The following is an 18,808-nucleotide window of genomic DNA, read 5'->3' on the forward strand; positions in this document are numbered from 1 at the left end:
TTTCTATTGAAACCCCTATGGTTCCATTGTACGATGAAAGCATGAACTTGTAAGGAGCTTCTTATGTCGAGAATTCACTTTATGATTTTAATTTTACTTGTATCCGTATCTGGTTTTTCACAGGGTGCATTACTTCCTGTCATTTCCATTATCTTTGAACATGCCGGTACTTCTCCTACGTTAAACGGCCTGCATGCCACAGGCTTATATCTCGGTGTGCTGCTTGCGTCTCCTTTTATGGAAGCACCGCTTCGCCGGTTTGGATTTAAGCCGTTAATCGTCATTGGAGGCGCTGCTGTCTTTTTAAGCTTGTTTAGCTTTGTGTTTTTTGAATCTTATGTCGTCTGGTTCTTCCTCCGGCTTATGATCGGGGTTGGTGACCATATGCTGCATTTCTCTACACAGACGTGGGTGACCTATGCTTCATCATCAAGAAATCGCGGAAGAAACATTTCACTGTATGGATTATCGTTTGGACTCGGTTTTGCCGCCGGCCCTTTTTTAACACCGCTCATTGAGATCAATCCATCTTTGCCTTTTATTGTTTCTGGTGCCGTTAGTTTATGTATTTGGCTGCTTGTGTTTGTCTTAAAAAATACATATCCAGATACAGGTGAAGTGCAAACGTCAGAGCAGACAAACAGTTTAAAGCGCTTCAAAAAAGCCTTTCAATTTGGCTGGGTCGCCTTTATGATGCCATTTTGCTATGGCTTTTTAGAAACGACACTTAATAGTAACTTCCCTGTGTATGCACTAAGAAGCGGGGTGACAGTAGATGCGGTTGCATTTATTTTACCTGCGTTTGCCATTGGGAGCATTGTCTTTCAGCTTCCCCTCGGGATGCTCAGTGACCGGTTTGGCAGACGCCGCATCATTTTATGCGTGACACTCGCTGGATCATTCTTTTTCCTTTTAGCAGGGATCTTCATTCAATCCGTTTTGGCTGTCGCCATCTGTTTCTTTATCGCCGGAATGGCTGTAGGCTCTACCTTCTCACTTGGCATCAGTTATATGACCGACTTATTGCCAAAGCATCTGCTTCCCGCCGGAAATTTGATGTGCGGGATGGCGTTTAGTGCCGGCAGTATTCTCGGGCCGGTACTCGGAGGATTCTTTGTGCAAACGTTTGAAGGAATGAATTTACTTTACCTTGTCAGTATCGTGATATTATTTGTGTTTTGCTGCGTTCGGTTTGGGAGAACGACGGCAGTGCTGGAAAGTCCCAATGAATCCATTTCTAATTAAAAAACTCCCCTGCACTGCAGAGGAGTTTTTTTCATTTAATGATAACCATTTTGCCCGTTCGCACTGCCGCTTGTTTTGTGTTTTGGCTGATGGCCTTTGTTTTGTTTCGTGTTGCTTCCGCCTTTTTTCGATTGTTTGGACATATGTGATTCCCCCATCCATCAAGATTGAACATGTTCGTTCTTCTTTAGGATGCCCAGATTTCTTCACACCTTGCCTGGTACGATTTTACGCTTATGTAAAAGCGCATTGAGCTCGCCGCCAAGGATAATCATGATGCCGGTTAAATAGAACCAGATCATTAAAATAATGATTCCCCCAATACTTCCGTACATCGCGCTGTAATTAGCAAACTCGCCTACGTAAAATGAGAACAGCATGCTCACCAAAATCCATCCAATCGATGCAAAAATGGCGCCTGGCAGAACAAATTTCAATTTCAGTCTGATGTTTGGGGCGAAATAGTACAAGGCTGTAAACACAATCAATAAAATTAGCGGGCTAATGATCCACCTCATGGCCGTCCAAATGGTGAGAAAGGCATCTGACTGCCCGACTAATTTAGCGACAAATAAGCCAAGTTCTTTTCCAAAGACAGGCAGCATTAAGGCAAAAATAATCGTAAGAACCATCGCTATAGTTAAGATGATTGATGTTAAACGTACGAGAATGAAGGAACGATTTTCCTCAACTTCGTAAGCATGGTTAAATGCTCTGACGACGGCATTAATCCCGTTAGATGCAGACCAAAGGGCGGCAATAATCCCGAATGACAACAATCCGCCGTTGCGGCTGTTCAGTGTCTCTTCGGCGATGGATTCAATCATCGAAAGCGCTCCTTCTGGCGCATAACCAGAGATGACGCTCAGGACATCCTTCGACGTCAGCGGCAAATATCCAACGAGTGTCAGCACGAAGATGAGAAACGGAAATAATGAAAGCAAAAAGAAGTAAGCAAGCTCAGCAGATTTTGCTGGTCCTTCATGCAGCAAAAAGCGTTCAATTAACGCTTTAATAAAACCCATACGCCTCATCTCCAATGATCATTCTTTCTATTTCGATCGAAAGTGATCCTTTGTTTCTTCAATAATCTCTAATACTTTTGGGGTTGTTTCCTTTAACTGATTGACTTGTTCATTTAAAAATGACAAATCATCTGAGACTGTTCGCATCAGCTGCTTCGTTTCTTCCATTTTTTCTTTCACGCAAGCAGAAATTCTGGCTGGCTCCTGACGGTATTCCGCCAGCTTTTCCTGACAGTCATCCCATTTGTCTTTAAGCGCAATTCTCGTTGGCCGATGAAATAATGTCAGCAGTGCGCCGCAAGCTGCTCCTATCACAGCTCCTCGAAGCATGATTTGATTTTTCTCTTCCATCTCGTCTGATCTCCTTTCAGTTAAAGGTGTTTCTCTTTCTTTACATACGTCAAAAAACGATCAATTCCTGTTTCAATTAAATCATGTACTTCCTCAAAGTTTCCAGTGTAATAAGGGTCTGGCACATCATCTCGATCATCGTCTTCAACAAAGTCAAGAAGACGGCCAATAAAGTGATGTTTCCCATAGCCGGCTATACTGCGAAGTGCCCCTACATTTTCAGCATCCATCGCAATGATATAGTCGTATGCTGTGATGTCCTCATCTATGATTTGTCTTGCGGACATCCCTTCATAGCTAATCCCTTTTTCATCAAGCAGCTTTCGTGTTCCTTCATGCGGAGGACTGCCTTGATGCCAGCCGCCAATGCCTGCTGAATCAATGACAAAGTGTTCGCTTAATCCTTCATCTTCTACTCGTTTTCTAAACATGGCCTCTGCCATCGGTGATCTGCAAATATTGCCAAGACATACGAATAATACATGAATCATCCTTCATTCTCCTCCTATCTTTTCCCTAAGACTCCCTTTTGAAAACCTTGACTTTATCATATCAAGTCCTTTTTCTTTTGGAAACTTTGCAAGAAAAGCTTTCATCACCATTGACAAATTACACAAAGACAGGAGAAACTTTAGGAGAATTACACAAACAAAGGGGGATATTAGATGGGAATAATTGAGCAGTTTGTCACAACGATGAACAATTTTTTGTGGGGGCCTCCCCTGTTGATTTTAATTGTTGGTACCGGGATATACCTCACCTTTCGCATTCTCTTCATTCAAGTTAGATTACTTCCTTATTCTTTAAAGCTCGCCTTTTCTAAACAAGACAAAATGTCAGAAGGAGACATTTCTCATTTCCAAGCCTTAATGACGGCTCTTGCTGCAACTGTCGGTACAGGGAATATCGTAGGTGTGGCTTCAGCTGTTATAGCTGGTGGCCCTGGTGCAGTATTCTGGATGTGGTTTGCTGCATTTTTCGGGATGGCCACTAAGTTTGCAGAAGCCGTTCTTGCTGTAAAATACAGAGTCAAAAACGAAAAAGGAGAAATGTCTGGCGGACCTATGTATTATTTAGAGCATGGATTAAAACAGAAATGGCTAGGGGTGCTATTTGCTGTTTTCGGCGCCAGTGCTGCCTTTGGGATCGGCAACCTGGTACAGTCTAATTCCATCTCAGGCGTCATGAATTCTACCTTTCAAATTCCAACATGGGTAACAGGTATCATCATTACAGCATTTACAGCACTTGTGATTTTAGGCGGAATTAAAAGCATTGGCCGGGTTACATCTATTTTCGTACCAGTCATGGCTTTATTTTACGTCATTTGCGGTCTGATCATTCTTGTTATGAATGCTGATCTTGTTCCAGGCGCAGTCAGTCTAATTTTCTCAGATGCCTTTACTGGTCAAGCCGTAGCAGGGGGTGCAATTGGGACTGTCATTCGCTGGGGTGTCGCACGAGGAGTTTTTTCCAATGAAGCAGGTCTTGGGTCAGCACCAATTGCTGCTGCAGCTGCGAAAACGGATATGCCTGCCCGCCAGGCTCTCGTCTCTATGACTCAAGTGTTTATTGATACCATCATTGTTTGTTCTATCACTGGCATTACCATTGTCATGGCAGATATGTATTTAACAGTGAAAAGCGATGCGCTGACTTCGTTATCCTTTGCTCACTTCCTCGGTCCAGCTGGCTCAACCATTGTGGCAATCGGACTGCTTTTGTTTGCCTATTCAACCATCATTGGCTGGTCCTATTATGGAGAGAAATGCTTTACATATTTGGCGAAGGATTCGTACGTCATGTATTATCGTATCGTCTTTGTAATGGCTGTCTTTTTTGGTGCCGTGTTTAAGAATGACTTCGTATGGGGCGTAGCAGATATGCTGAATGGTCTGATGGCCATTCCAAACTTAATTGGCCTTATTGGTTTATCGGGCGTTGTCGTATTTGAATCAAAACGAATCATTGAAAAAATTAAACAGGAGAAAAAGGAGAAAAACATCTCGGTGTCGTCTTAATAGCCCTTTTATTCTTTTGCATTTCTGTTAAAATAGACATATTATTCAACACATATGCAGGAAAGGACGTGCCGCCCTTGTCAGAGCAAAAAGCGGCTGAAGTCAATCAGCTGATTGAAGACATTTCGCAAAAGTTAAATATGCTGAACATTGGAGTCATCAAAGCCGAGGACTTCAGTCCAGACAAGTACGAAGATATTGAATTTCTACACCAAATGGTGATGAAAAAATCTTCATTCAGCCCAAGTGAAATGCAAGCCATCGCAAGCGAGCTAAAAAACTTAAGAAAATAATCGTGCAAAGGAAACCAGATTGCGGTTTACGCCGCTTTCTTCCATCCATGCACAGAAAAAGCCAGCACCCCGCAAAGTGCTGGCTTTGTTTATTCTGTCAAAACTGCTTATTTTGCGAGCAGTTTTAATGATTCACGGTTAAATGCTGGAATGTCATCAGGTGTACGGCTTGTCACAAGCTGATCCTGACAAACGACAACTTCTTCATCTTTGAATTTTGCGCCTGCGTTTTCCATATCTACTTGAATGGATGTATAACCAGTCGCGCCTCTGCCCTCCAGCGTCTTCGCTGTAATGAGCAACTGCGGTCCGTGACAGATCGCAAATACTGGTTTTTTCTCGTCCATAAATGCTCTTGTGAATTGGACATAGCGATCATCTGCACGCAGAATGTCTGGTGAGAACCCGCCAGGAATCAGCAGTGCATCGAAGTCTTCAGGCTTCACGTTATCAATGGACGCATCCACTCTCACTTCTGCTTCTCCTTGCTTGCCTTTCACTGTTTTTCCTTTTTCGTTTTCAATTACTGTGATCTCATGGCCTGCATCTTTAAAGGCTTTTGCAGGCTCGGTGAATTCAACATCCTCAAAGTAATCTGTTAATACAACTGCAATTTTCTTACCCATGTAGAAACCCTCCTGCTTGATTATCGTTACACTACACACTATACCCGGGTACATTGAAATCAAACATCCTATCCCGATCAGAAAACCCCTTATGATGAAAATAAGCATTTAGACTTATTTATATTCCCTCAACAAGGTAATTCGTATGATTTATGTTATCTTTACAATAATCTGCAAAAAATAACTACAAAAGTTAACGAAACATTTCTACAATAGGTATTGTGGTCAAAAAAATTAGAAAGGCGGAGATCAGGTGAAGAAGCAAACAAATAGGTCTAAACGAAGGAAAAACCTGTCTATTCTGCTCACTTCCATTATGATGATTAGTCTCATTCTCCCAGCAGTACCTACTCATGCAGCAATAGAAAACGGCAATGCCGTAAAAGTCAGCATCTTAGCCACAACGGATGTTCATGCGAACATGATGAATTACGATTATTACAGCGACAAAGAAACAAATGAATTTGGTTTGGCAAAAACAGCCGAGCTAATTGAAAAGCACCGTTCACAAAATCCAAATACACTCCTTGTTGATAACGGAGACCTGATTCAAGGAACCCCTCTTGGAGAATACGTTTACAAAAATGAGAAAGACCGCATCATTAATCAAACAAAGGTTCACCCCATTATTCATACACTCAACAAACTAAAGTACGATGCAGGAACACTTGGCAATCATGAATTTAACTACGGATTAGCATTCCTTGATGGTACCATTGCCGGCGCTAACTTCCCGATTGTCAATGCGAACGTCAAAAAGTTAAATGGAGAACACCGTTTTACGCCTTATGTGATCCAAGATAAAACCTTTAAAGACGCAAACGGAGCTTCACAAACAGTGAAAGTCGGTTACATAGGATTCGTTCCACCGCAAATTATGACGTGGGATAAGAAGCATTTAGATGGACAAGTTCAAGTGCAGGATATCGTCGAATCTGCGAATGAAACCATTCCTGAAATGAAGGAAAAAGGCGCAGATATCATCGTCGCTCTTGCCCATACTGGAATTGAAAAAACCGCTTCACCTAAAGGATCAGAAAATATGATCTTTGACCTTGCCACGAAAACAAAAGGCATCGATGCAATCGTGTCCGGCCACCAGCACGGCACATTCCCAAGCACTGAATATAGCGGCGTCGACAAATTCGATGTCTCAAAAGGAACCATCAACGGCATTCCTGTCGTCATGTCAAAAAACTGGGGAAGCTACCTCGGAGTCATTGATTTAACATTAGAGCCTGACGGCAGCAAATGGAAAGTCACAGATGGAATAGGAAAGATTGAATCTGTTGCAGGAGTCACCTCTCAAAACAGCACTGTGAAAGATGCCATTCAAACGACGCATCAAAACACACTTGATTATGTAAGAAAACCTGTTGGTAAAACAGAAGCAGACATTAACAGCTTTTTTGCTCAAGTGATGGACGATCCTTCTATTCAAATTGTGACAGATGCACAAAAATGGTATGCACAAGAAAAAATGAAGGATACATCATACAAAAACTTACCGATTTTATCTGCAGGCGCCCCGTTTAAAGCCGGCGGCCGAAACGGTGTAAATTATTATACGAATATCGCAAAAGGTGATTTAGCGATTAAAAATATCGGCGATCTCTACCTTTACGATAACACCGTGCAAATTGTCAAACTGAAAGGCAGTGAAGTGAAAGACTGGCTCGAGATGTCGGCCGGACAGTTTAATCAAATCAAACCAAACGATTCAAATGAACAGCCTATTTTAAACGAAGAATACCGCTCGTATAACTTTGATGTGATCGATGGTGTCACCTATCAAGTCGATGTGACGCAGCCTGCTAAGTACAGCACAACAGGCACTCTGGTCAATGCGAATGCAAACCGCATCAAAAACCTGTCCTACAACGGGAAACCAGTCTCTGACAATCAAGAATTTTTAGTCGTAACGAACAACTATCGAGCTTCTGGCGGCGGGGGCTTCCCTCATCTGACGCAAGATAAAGTGGTGCTTGCCTCAGCTGATGAGAACCGCCAAGTGCTGATGGATTATATTATCGAACAAAAAACCATCAACCCAAGTGCGGATCAAAACTGGTCCATTGCACCAATCAAAGGCGCAACAGTCACATTCGAATCTTCTCTTTTAGCTAAGCCGTTCGCTGAAAAATCAAACAGCGTAGACTTTGTTCGTAACGCCAGCACAGATGGTCTTGGCGTGTACAAGCTAGCCTTTAAAGAGGATGGCCCCACAGAACCGCCTGCATCGGACAACTGGAGTTTAACGGTGATGCATACAAACGATACACATGCCCACCTTGATGATGCGGCAAGACGTGCAACAAAAATTAAAGAAGTTCGAGCCGAAAGCAAAAACAACATTTTATTAGATGCTGGAGATGTCTTCTCTGGTGACCTATATTTCACAAAATGGCAAGGACTTGCCGACCTCAAACTGATGAACTTAATGAAATATGATGCCATGACGTTTGGTAATCATGAATTTGACAAAGGTCCTTCTGTACTTCGTCAATTCCTGACAGGTGATGCATCAGATGTAGATGCGAAAAACCGTCATCAATTTGAAAAGCCTGCATTCCCGATTGTGTCATCGAACGTTGATGTCTCTAAGGAGAAACAATTGAGCAGCTTAGTGAAAAAGCCAGTCACATTTAAAGCTGGTGAGAAAAAAGAAGCTGGGATTTACCCATACATCCTGCTTGATGTAAACGGTGAAAAGGTGGCGGTATTCGGCTTAACCACTGAAGACACGGCCATTACATCCAGCAGCGGCCCTAACATTCAATTCAAGGATGCATACAAGAAAGCAAAAGAAACAGTCAACACCATTCAAACAGAAGAAAAAATCAACAAAATCATTGCTTTAACACACATTGGCTATAACCGTGATCTTGAGCTGGCTCAAAAAGTAGACGGTATTGATTTAATCATTGGCGGTCACACACACACCCTTGTTGAAAAATTAAAGGTCGTCGATAAGAAAGAACCAACGATTGTCGCGCAGGTAAAAGACTACGGACAATTCTTAGGAAAAGTAGACGTGGCCTTTGATCAAAAAGGAGTCGTACAGCCAAAGAATTCTTCTTTTGACCTCATCACCATCGATGACTCTGTCAAAGAAGATGCCGATGCAAAAGCAATCCTCGATCAGTACAAGGCAGATATTCAAGATTTAAAAACGGAAAAAGTCGGTTCTACCGATGTCCTCTTAGATGGACAACGAGAGCATGTCCGGGCGAAGGAAACGAACCTTGGGAACTTTATCGCTGACGGTATGCTGAAGAAAGCGCAGGAATCTGCTGGTGCTGATCTTGCCATCACAAACGGCGGCGGTATTCGAGGCAGCATTGAAAAAGGAGATATCACTTTAGGTGATATTTTAACGGTCATGCCATTCGGAAACACCCTCTATGTCGCGGATTTAAAAGGCAGCCAAATTAAGAAAGCGCTCGAACAAGGGCTTTCAGGCATTGAGGAAGGCGGCGGCGCATTCCCTCATGTAGCCGGCATTGAATATACGTTTACACTGAGTAAACCAGCTGGCAGCAGACTCATTGATGTCAAACTGAAAGACAAAAACGGCAAACTAACAGACATTGATGATAAGAAAACATACCGCGTGGCAACAAACGCATTTGTCGGGACAGGCGGCGATGGCTACAGCGTCTTTACAGAAGCCTCTCACGGCGAAGACTTAGGCTATGTTGACTATGAAATCTTCAAGGAGCAAATTGAACAGGCAGACGGCGGGCATATTTCTCCTGTCATCGATCATCGAGTGAAAGAAGTGTTCCTTCCACGTGCGAAAGGAAAAGGCGCCTATGACATTCAAGATGATGAGAAATTCCAAACGTATGTGCAGCATACAAACAAAGCATTGCTCTATTTAGACAAAGCGAGCGAAGCGAAAAACGTTCAATTGTCTCTATCAAAAGCACAGGTAGCCGAGCTGAAGAAAAGAGAGCAAGATCCGAACGTCACTATCTATCATGACAAAGTGGGACTCGCATTACCGCTCTCTAACTTGTCCGAGAAAAACGCAGAAATATCGATGACAAAGACGGATAAGGTGAAAAATGCATTAACGGATACGTATGATTTCCAAATCAAACAAGATCAGAAAAAGGTTTCTACCTTTAAAGATCCAGTTACACTATCCTTTACATTAGATGAGCCTCAAAAGGCAAAGAAACCTGGTGTATATTATGTAGACCGCAAGAAAAATCGTTATGCCAAAACAAGTAATGGATCATTCGAAAATGGGGTCGTTTCAGGTCAAACTGAGCACTTCAGCGAATACACCGTACTCAACCAAAGCGGGGCAGCTGGAACAACGCCAGATCAAACTGGTGGAGACGGCGGAACTTCAGCGCCAGGCGAAGGTACAGGTACAGATCCAAACCAAGATGGAACCGGACTCCCAGGCGGCACACTGCCGAATACAGCAACAATGATGTATACAGCTGTATTGATTGGCGTACTCATGCTTGCCTCAGGCGGTATCCTCTATTACTACCAACGTAAGCGTACAAGAAAAAATGTATCATCCTAAAAGAAAAGGACAGAGCCTATGCTCTGTCTTTTCTCAACTCAATCTTGAGATAAATAAATCCAATTGCGTTTATCAAATTGTTTCACATCATCTGATCCTATATGACGCAGCATTCTATTAAAGAACGTGATATCATCTTCATCATCGATGGCATATAAATCCTCTTGAACATAATCTCTTATAATAAAATTCGTTAAGTTCGTATTATTCACAAAATCAGCAAAATAATCCTCTACAAGAGTTAAATCTTCTTCACTTAACTTTTCATCATTAATAATTGAAATATGAAACACATTCAAAATCGCCTGTATATCGTCTTCATCCATATAATAATGGATCTAGTTTTCTATCTTCTTCCGTAAACGGTTTTCGAGTATCTTCAATGATGACGTAACATAATATTCGATGATCTTTCATCACGCTAAAAATTTCTAAATCCCGTAATTTTAGTGGTCGATTCAGTCTAATCATTTTTCCTCCTATAAATCAAAATTTTGTCGTTGTGTATATCCCCGTTTCTCCAAAACCTGAAAAGGACAGAGCCTATGCTCTGTCCATTTTTTCTCTTCTAGCAAAGTCGACGAATCTGAAGCGGTCTAATCGGTGACGGCTTTCTGTGTATTGAAATAGACTCGTATCCTCTAAGAACACATAATTCTTTACCACGACGACATGGTCAAATCCCTTCAAATCAAGGTACTTCGCATCCTCTTCTGTACATGGCTCTACCACAAATTCCTTTTGAGCATAGCTGATTGATACACCGAGTTCTCCTTCAATATACTCGTAGATTGATCCTTCGCATATGTCTTTAGACAATACTTCGACATGCTTTTGCAAAAAGTAGTCCTTGTCTAAAATCACTTCTTCCCCGCTAATATTGCGAGAGCGAATGACTTTCCAGACGTCCGTCTGTTCGTCAATTTTTAGATGAGACTGAATATACTGATCCGGTTTGATTAAACCAAATTCATGAACCGTTGTAACTGTCTTTCGGCCAAGCGTTTTGGAAAGCTCTTTAAAGCTGACAAGACCTGATACAGGGAACTGCATTTTCTCCCGATTCAGCAATACAGAGCCTTTCCCGCGGATTTTTTGGATATAGCCATTTTGCACAAGAATATTTAATGCCTTTCTCACCGTCTCCCGAGACGTGTCGTACATGATCGAAAGCTCATGCTCTGATGGAAGGATACCTTTATCCTGCCATTCACCTTGTTCAATTCGTCTTGCGAGCTGATCATAAATCACTCGAAACTTATTCTCTTTCATTTTCCCTCCGCCCCATTTTCTAGCGTTTGGTTAAATGATAAACGATTGACTCATATGGGCGCAACGTAAATCCCCTGATATTTACCGGCACATCCTCATAATTGGATAACAGCACTTGACACTCCATCTCATCAGCAGCCTGCACAAGCTCATCAGGAAGCGTAAAGTGCGCCTCACCTGCATAAAAGTGGTTGATCACGAGGAGCTTCTCATCCTTGCTTTCTCTAACATAAGCAAAAATCTTTGGATCTTCTGCTAGGAGTAAGGAGAAGCTGCCATATGTGATCACGTCAAGTTCTTTACGCAGTCTGCAAAGGGCTTGGTAATGATAGAAAATGGACGTCTGGTCTTTTAATGAAGCCTCGACCGAAATGTCGTTATTGGCTGGCTCAATCCAAGGCGTTCCTGTTGAGAAACCTGCATTCCTCTCTGAGGTCCACTGCATTGGTGTCCTCGCATTATCTCTTGACTTGACCTGTAAAATGGCGAGTGCTTCTTCCTTTGATTTCCCCTTTTCAAGCATGACTTCGTACATATTGAGTGATTCGATATCACGGTATGACGAAATGTCCTCAAAGCGAGGATTCTTCATGCCAATTTCCTCACCTTGATAAATATAAGGAGTCCCCTGCATGAGATGAATCGTGGTCGCCAGCATCTTCGCTGATTGCTGATGATACGTGTCATCATCACCATACCTTGAGACAATACGCGGCTGATCATGATTGCACCAGAACAGCGCATTCCAGCCGCCGCCCTCATGCATTTTCGTCTGCCATTCAGACAGAATCGACTTCAATTCTTGAAAATCAAATGGTGCGATCGCCCACTTTTCACCGTTTGGATAATCCACCTTTAAATGATGGAAGTTAAACGTCATATCCAGCTCCTGCCGATCAGGTCTTGTATACCGAATGCAGTCCGCGATATTCGTTGAAGACATTTCTCCCACTGTCATGCTATCGTATTTCGAAAAAACCTCCTGGTTCATTTCATGCAAAAATTCATGAATTCTCGGACCATCCGTATAGTACATGCGGCCGTCCCCTTGCACAGATTGGCCGGCATCATCTAAGAAACGCTGATCCTTTGAGATATTGTTAATGACATCCAGCCTGAACCCATCAATTCCTTTTTCAAACCAAAAGTGCATGATGTCATATACTTTCCTGCGCACTTCATCCTTCTCCCAATTGAGATCCGCCTGAGTGACATCATATAAATGAAGATAATAATCTCCTGTTACTTCGTCCAGTTCCCAGGCTGGACCGCCAAATTTCGACTGCCAATCATTCGGCGGAGATCCATCCGCTTTTGGCTCCTTCCAAATATAATAATCTCGATAAGGGTTATCCTTTGACTCACGCGAGGCTTGAAACCACTCATGGAAAATGGATGTATGGTTAACGGCTAGATCCATAATGACTCGTATTCCCCTCTCATGCGCTTCCTTCAGCATGCGTTCAAAATCTGTCATTGTGCCGTACATGTCATGGATTTTTGTATAATCACTAATATCATAGCCGTTGTCATGCTGCGGGGACTCATACATTGGCGTGAGCCAAATACAATCCGCCCCAAGCTCTTTGATATAATCAAGCTTTTTCGTCACGCCATTGATATCACCTGTCCCAGAGCCGGTTGTATCTAAAAAGCTTTTCGGATAAATTTGATAGACCACCGCTTTTTTCCACCACGGTTCATTTGTTTGTTGATTCATTTTCCTTCACCACCACTAGTTAAGTTCGTCTGAAAAATCCTTCTTCTTTTTTAGTTTTGCATATAAAAGAGTGCCGATGAATGGGAGGATGAGTACAATGACCATTCCGATTGCAAATGCACCCCAATATTTCGGGATAATGGAGAAGATTCCTGGAATGCCGCCAACACCAACTGAGCTTGCCAGCACCCCTTGAGATGCGATAAACATACCGGCTAATCCTGAGCTGATTAGTGCAAAAATAAATGGGAATCGATATCGCAGATTGACCCCAAACATGGCCGGTTCAGTAATTCCTAAATAAGCAGAAATACTTGATGTCAGCGAAAGTCCTTTTTGCTTTTCATCTTTTAAGACAAACATCATTGCCAGTGCAGCTGATCCTTGTGCGATATTGGACAGCGCAAGCATTGGCCAGAGGAACGTGCCGTGCAGCTTTGAGTTAATCAATTGAATATCAACAGCAAGGAACGTATGGTGCATTCCTGTAATGACTAATGCTGCATATAGTCCGCCATATAATAGACCGCCAAGTGCTGCGAATTTCTGGAATACCGCTACAAGTCCAGATGTTAAAACGTTACCGATTGCAAATGTAACAGGTCCAATGACGATAAATGATAAAAATCCAATGACTAATAACGTAATCGGTGCAACAACTAACAGCTGAATACTTTCAGGTGTCCGTTTTGTGATAAATAATTCGAGCTTTGCAAGTAAATAGGAGGCAACGAGTATCGGAAGAACCTGTCCTTGATAGCCAACCTTCTGCACTTCAAGGCCAAACAAGTTCCAAACAGGAATGTCACCTGTCTTCTCAGCCGCTCCATAGCCCCATGCGTTTAACAAGTCTGGATGTACGAGCATCAGACCGAGGACCATCCCTAAAAGCGGATTCCCCCCAAACCGCTTCACAGCTGACCAGCCAATTAATGCTGGCAGGAACGTGAAGGCAGTGCCAGCAATTAAGTTGATCATATTCGCTAAATCAGCCCATGCCGGGTAAACATCCACAATCGATTTTTGATCGAAGAAAATATCAGGAGCTGTTAAAATATTATTAATCCCCATTAATAAACCGGCTGTGACGATAGCAGGAAGAATCGGTATAAAGATATCCGCAAGCGTTTTCACAGCACGCTGCAATGGATTCAATTTTTGATCAGAGGCACGCTTGACGTCCTCTTTTGTGGCTTCCCCAATTCCCGTCCTTTTGACCATTTCGGCATATACTCGATTGACGACCCCTTGACCGATAACAACTTGGTATTGACCGTTCGCTGAGAAAGATCCCTTCACTTCATCAATTTGTTCAAGTGCTTTTTCATCCACCTTGCCTTCATCTTTCAGCACAAAGCGCAGCCTTGTTACACAATGTGTCGCTTGATCAATATTTTCTTTGCCGCCGATGGCTTTCACAATCTGATCTGCTGCTGCCTGATAATCAGCCATACTATCCCCTCCGAGATCGTTTTTTTATATAAGAAAAAAGAACCAAAAAACTTGTATATACATGTTCACTTCATATTTTATATTTGTATATACATGTAGTCAACAATAAAATGTAGCGCTTACATAAAAAAAGCCCCCTCAATGTGTTCAGGGAGAGGCAGCGTGTCATCATCTTTTTTTATGCTCTGTTAATTTCTCGTAGACCTTGTTTTTGTAAAAGGAGGAGGCTGGGCGGGCAAAAGTTTGACGCTTAGATGTAAGTTCATCCAGACGTTTTTGTTTTTCTTCACATATGAGAGACAGTTTCTTTCTTTCCTCTCCATCTATACTCGATTGAAGTAATTCTTTGACAGTCATAAGTTCTTTTTTCAGCGCTGTTTCTTCTCCAGCAAATCCGGCATTTTTCATGATGCGGTAGCCCATTCTAAGTTCTTCTGGTACATGAGCAGCGTCATCTTTTGGCAGAGGCTTCCCAAAGCCAGATAATCCTTCAAAAGCCCCGTTATCCATCGCTTTTTTGATCCGTTCTTCTGATAATCTCTGCGCAAAATCCATGGCGTATCTCCTTTCGCCGCAAGTATGGATTAAGCATAGCAAAAAAGCTGACTCTCTCACAAGAGCCAGCTTCAGCGTCTAGACAAACCGCATTCGGTGCTCATCCCTACTTCACTGAAAAGAGAAAAAGGGCTAAAATATTTTAGCCCTTTCTCGTTATTTCTTGTCGATTTTGAAAGTTGAGACCATTTGTGCTAAGTCCTCTGACATGTCAGAGAGCTGTTCAATTGCACTTGAAATTTGCTGCATACCAGCACTTTGCTGTTCTGTTGCTGCGGCCACTTCTTGTGAGCTGGCTGCATGTTCTTCCGATACAACAGAAATTTGCTCAATCGATGTAGAAATCGTTTGATATGCTCGCTCAACTTGCTTAATAGAAGCAAGCAAATTGTTCGTTCTTCTTGAAAACTGAGATACACCGTCGTAAATCACAGCGAAGTTCTGTGACGTGCCTTCCATTTGCTCACGTCCCTCTTCCACTGCTTTACTACTTTCCTCTACGCTTTCAAGAACACGCTGGCTGTTCTCCTGTGTACCGATAACGAGGTCTGAAACAGTTTTAGCTGCATCTGCTGATTGCTCTGCTAATTTACGTACCTCATCTGCCACAACAGCAAACCCTTTTCCTTCTTCCCCAACACGTGCCGCTTCAATGGAAGCATTCAGTGCAAGAAGATTCGTTTGTGCTGAAATGTCCGTAATAATTGAGATCACACTTTCAATCTCCGTTGAATGGGATTGTAATTCTTCTGCTGCCTGCTTTGAGTTGGTCATCTTGTCATGTAACAAATTCAGATGCTCAAGCACATGGTTCACAAGTTTTTGACCAGATTCTGACTGCTCCTGTACGTCAGATGAAACAGATTTCATTTCATCGACTTCTTTTGTGACGCCTTCGATTTGAGTATCGATCTCTGCAACAGATGTCGTACAATCCGTAATATTTGCGACAGAATCATTGATTCCTTCACTCATATTCGTCATGGCTTCTGACACTTGCTGCGCACTTTGACTTGATTCGTTCGTCACCGTGCGAAGCTGTGAAGACATTTTTGATACTTCACTAGATGAGTGCGAGATTTTCGAAATGAGCTCTTTGATCCGTCCCTGCATCTTTTGGAAGGATGCGGCAAGCTGGCCGATCTCGTCTTTACTCTCAACTTCTACCATTCCAGTTAAATCACCGTCAGCAATTCGGTTCGCTGATTCCATCAATGAACGTGCTGGTTTCGCAATTCTTCTTCCCATGATAAAGGAGAAGAGCAATCCACCGATGAGCACAATAGCAGATGCAACCGTAATGTAGATTGTCAGCTTCTTCGTTGTGGCTGGAACAATTGACGCATCTAAATCTATCCCTAAAATCCCTGTCAGCTCACCGCCTGAATCTTTGATTGGCAAAAAGACTGATTTATGTGTTCCATATGAATCATGGTAAATATCACTTTTGACCATTTTATCTTCAGAAAGAGCTTGCTTCATCTCATCTGAAAATGCATAATCCTGGTCAAAATCATTGTCTTCTCCAGTTAATACGATAATTCTTTCTTTACCACCTTTATTAGATAACACGTATAAGTTCTCAAGCGTATGATCTTTTTGAAGCTCTGTGAATTTCTTCTTGATATCGACATAAATGGGATCATCCTTCCCGCTAATGCTGAGCACGTTTCCATCGATGTTATCGATTTCTTTTTTGGCGGTATCAATATCTGTTGTTAATCGATAATCAAATTGCTTTAATAACTGGGATGATAAATCCTGGCTGACTAGATAAAATGTTAGAACGAATAATGCAACGGTTGCGAGTAATGTTACGGTAACGACTGACATGATTTTAGAGGATATCGTGTATCCTCCAAATTTCCTTTGTTTCGCCATTTTTTCCTACATCTCCACTCTCAGATTTAATTTAAGCATGTACATTTTCAAATTGTCCACAAACAGATACAATCACATCTTTTAAATAGGATACGATATGAGGGATATGCTCTGGTAACGTATAAGGTGAGATGACAAAAAACTTACTAACACTTAGATAGAAATCTTGACCTTCTTTTGAGTTTACAAGTAAAAACTTCGTTGTATCGCCAAAGAACATCTCGTCTCTTTTCTCTCCAAGTTTTTCAAACAGCATTTTGTTCAATTCATTGTTCCGCTCAATTTCCATTGAAGTCGCCACGCCAGAAATCTCTTCTTGAAAACGCGGTGAGCCGCCTAGGTAAATTCTAAATAATGTAGCCATTCCAACATTGTCATCATTGACGACTTCTGCTTGCGGAATTTCCCTACTAAGTGCTTCTCTGAAGGCAAGGTTTACTTCTAAGAATTGACCGAGCAAACGCTGGTAGCCTTCAATCCCAAACGTTAACAGCACACTCAGCATGCTGATTGAGCTTCCCATTCTTGAGCACTCTAGTGTATAACCCGTATGGTATTCCCCGTATCCTCTATGGCCAACATATGGAGTCTCTTGTTCTTCCAGATCCAAACGCTTTAGGTCAGCAGCGTTTTTCACTAAGAATAAACTGGATGTGTAAGGTGTTTGGCCGAGCTTTTGAAAATCAAAGCACATCGAGTCTGCAAGAGAAAGATGCTGGAATTTCGCTTTGATTTCTTTTAGCATACGAAGAACACCGTCTGAGAATTGCAGCGGGTTTTCTGATACATCATACTCATTAAAGAAAGCAAAGAATCCACCCAGCGCCGAATCTGCATGAATATGCGGCACCTTCAGATCATACTTTTCAGCAATCGCTTCTGCTGTTTCACGTACCCCTTTTACATCATCAATTGCAATGGCATCTGTTGTTCCGGTTGTTGCCACAATATAAACGGGAATCCCGCCACCCTGTGCAACACGTTCCATTTGACAACGCAAATCTTCCATATCCATTGAATGATCTTTATTTGTCTTAATTCTGATTAAGTTGTTTGTGCCAAGTCCTGTTGCTTCCATTGACTTAAATAAGCTGTAATGTGCAGCATCAGAACAAAACGCATAAAGATTTTGCGGAACTCCTTTTCGCAGTGACTCCGGCGCTGCTTTTGCGATCGCTAAACGAAGTCCTGAAAAAATCGCTCCTTGACCTCCCCATGTTGTGTATCCCCCGCTCACATTTGGATCATATCCGATGAGCTTAGACATCATTGAGACCACTCTGACCTCAGCTTCCGCACCTGCTGGTCCATAAACATCCCATAGGTTGTTTCCGTTTACCAGCATAGCTGTCAGCATGCCTAAAATTCCTGGTGTACTTGCCATTGGCAAAATGTTCGTGAAGAAATACTTGGTGTGGTATGGATGGTTATGTAGAAGCTTCAGTAATTCTTCATTCACAAGTTCCGCTTGCTGGCCGTTCATCGGAATTTGACTTGTTTCAGTGAGCTTTTTGTAAAAGTCCTCCCCACGATTCTTATCACCTTTAAGGTGTGCACGGTTGGGATCCTTCAGGTCATCGACCCCTGAAATGATCTGCTCCATCAATTTGACGAGTTCTTTACGCTCTCCTGCATTTCCGTCCTCACTCGGAAACCAGTTCTGAACGAGGTTCTCTGCTCGTACAGTCATATACTATCAATCCTTTCAATGGAAGATTTCCTGTCACTGTCTATATCGACCCCAATTCAGAAGTTTATAGTCTCGATATGTTCACTTAAGTATATTTAGATAATTTGTTCACTTATTAAAATAAATGAAAC

General features: G+C 42.3%; 14 protein-coding genes and 1 pseudogene. 4 read left to right on the forward strand and 11 right to left on the reverse strand.

The genetic code is table 11. From position 1 onward, the window contains the following. The first annotated feature begins 63 nt into the window (after window positions 1–63). Entirely contained in the window at window positions 64–1,245 is a 1,182-nt protein-coding gene (locus tag V6Z54_RS03575) for an MFS transporter (protein WP_338527706.1), read from the forward strand. 206 nt (window positions 1,246–1,451) lie between these two features. Here the strand turns inward: V6Z54_RS03575 and V6Z54_RS03580 are convergent, their stop codons facing one another. The 3 genes from V6Z54_RS03580 to V6Z54_RS03590 are packed head-to-tail and all read right to left on the reverse strand — an operon-like array spanning window position 1,452 to window position 3,112. After that, entirely contained in the window at window positions 1,452–2,270 is an 819-nt protein-coding gene (locus V6Z54_RS03580; RefSeq protein ID WP_039177150.1) for a YhjD/YihY/BrkB family envelope integrity protein, read from the reverse strand. A gap of 27 nt (window positions 2,271–2,297) precedes the next feature. After that, entirely contained in the window at window positions 2,298–2,621 is a 324-nt protein-coding gene (locus V6Z54_RS03585) for a YtxH domain-containing protein (RefSeq protein ID WP_039177147.1), read from the reverse strand. 20 nt (window positions 2,622–2,641) lie between these two features. Next, window positions 2,642–3,112 (reverse strand): low molecular weight protein-tyrosine-phosphatase, encoded by a 471-nt coding sequence (locus tag V6Z54_RS03590; protein ID WP_024425850.1) that lies wholly within the window; start codon window positions 3,110–3,112, stop codon window positions 2,642–2,644. 174 nt (window positions 3,113–3,286) lie between these two features. Here V6Z54_RS03590 and V6Z54_RS03595 point away from each other — a divergent pair, with 174 nt between their 5' ends. Beyond that, window positions 3,287–4,642: a sodium:alanine symporter family protein gene (locus V6Z54_RS03595; protein WP_073978585.1), complete on the forward strand. Its 1,356-nt coding sequence runs from the start codon at window positions 3,287–3,289 to the stop codon at window positions 4,640–4,642. 77 nt (window positions 4,643–4,719) lie between these two features. Next, window positions 4,720–4,935: a DUF1128 domain-containing protein gene (locus V6Z54_RS03600; protein ID WP_003214000.1), complete on the forward strand. Its 216-nt coding sequence runs from the start codon at window positions 4,720–4,722 to the stop codon at window positions 4,933–4,935. Window positions 4,936–5,042: 107 nt separating this feature from the next. On the opposite strand, the gene V6Z54_RS03605 is transcribed toward V6Z54_RS03600, so the two are convergent. After that, entirely contained in the window at window positions 5,043–5,561 is a 519-nt protein-coding gene (locus V6Z54_RS03605; protein WP_024425275.1) for a type 1 glutamine amidotransferase domain-containing protein, read from the reverse strand. A 253-nt stretch (window positions 5,562–5,814) separates the two neighbouring features. On the opposite strand from V6Z54_RS03605, the gene V6Z54_RS03610 reads away from it, so the two are divergent. Then, window positions 5,815–10,107 (forward strand): multifunctional 2',3'-cyclic-nucleotide 2'-phosphodiesterase/3'-nucleotidase/5'-nucleotidase, encoded by a 4,293-nt coding sequence (locus tag V6Z54_RS03610; protein WP_338527707.1) that lies wholly within the window; start codon window positions 5,815–5,817, stop codon window positions 10,105–10,107. Window positions 10,108–10,145: 38 nt separating this feature from the next. On the opposite strand, the pseudogene V6Z54_RS03615 reads toward V6Z54_RS03610, so the two are convergent. The 7 genes and pseudogenes from V6Z54_RS03615 to V6Z54_RS03645 form a co-directional block, all read right to left on the reverse strand. Further along, window positions 10,146–10,578 (reverse strand): annotated as a pseudogene (locus V6Z54_RS03615) (terpene synthase). Window positions 10,579–10,650: 72 nt separating this feature from the next. Then, entirely contained in the window at window positions 10,651–11,379 is a 729-nt protein-coding gene (treR, locus tag V6Z54_RS03620) for a trehalose operon repressor (RefSeq protein ID WP_338527708.1), read from the reverse strand. 19 nt (window positions 11,380–11,398) lie between these two features. Then, window positions 11,399–13,099, reverse strand: coding sequence for an alpha,alpha-phosphotrehalase (gene treC / locus V6Z54_RS03625; RefSeq protein ID WP_338527709.1), 1,701 nt, complete (start codon window positions 13,097–13,099; stop codon window positions 11,399–11,401). A gap of 15 nt (window positions 13,100–13,114) precedes the next feature. After that, window positions 13,115–14,551 carry a PTS system trehalose-specific EIIBC component gene (gene treP / locus V6Z54_RS03630; RefSeq protein ID WP_338527710.1) on the reverse strand — a complete coding sequence of 479 codons (1,437 nt, stop codon included), beginning with the start codon at window positions 14,549–14,551 and terminating at the stop codon, window positions 13,115–13,117. Between the two features lie 168 nt (window positions 14,552–14,719). Beyond that, a complete protein-coding gene (locus tag V6Z54_RS03635; RefSeq protein WP_024425857.1) occupies window positions 14,720–15,106 on the reverse strand; it encodes a DUF1992 domain-containing protein in 387 nt (128 codons plus the stop codon). Window positions 15,107–15,262: 156 nt separating this feature from the next. Continuing rightward, window positions 15,263–16,987 (reverse strand): methyl-accepting chemotaxis protein, encoded by a 1,725-nt coding sequence (locus tag V6Z54_RS03640; protein ID WP_041087233.1) that lies wholly within the window; start codon window positions 16,985–16,987, stop codon window positions 15,263–15,265. Between the two features lie 31 nt (window positions 16,988–17,018). Continuing rightward, window positions 17,019–18,677: a pyridoxal-dependent decarboxylase gene (locus V6Z54_RS03645; protein ID WP_338527711.1), complete on the reverse strand. Its 1,659-nt coding sequence runs from the start codon at window positions 18,675–18,677 to the stop codon at window positions 17,019–17,021. Window positions 18,678–18,808 lie beyond the last annotated feature (131 nt).

This window comes from Bacillus sp. MAG717A, from assembly GCF_036884855.1.
GTDB lineage: Bacteria > Bacillota > Bacilli > Bacillales > Bacillaceae > Bacillus > Bacillus safensis.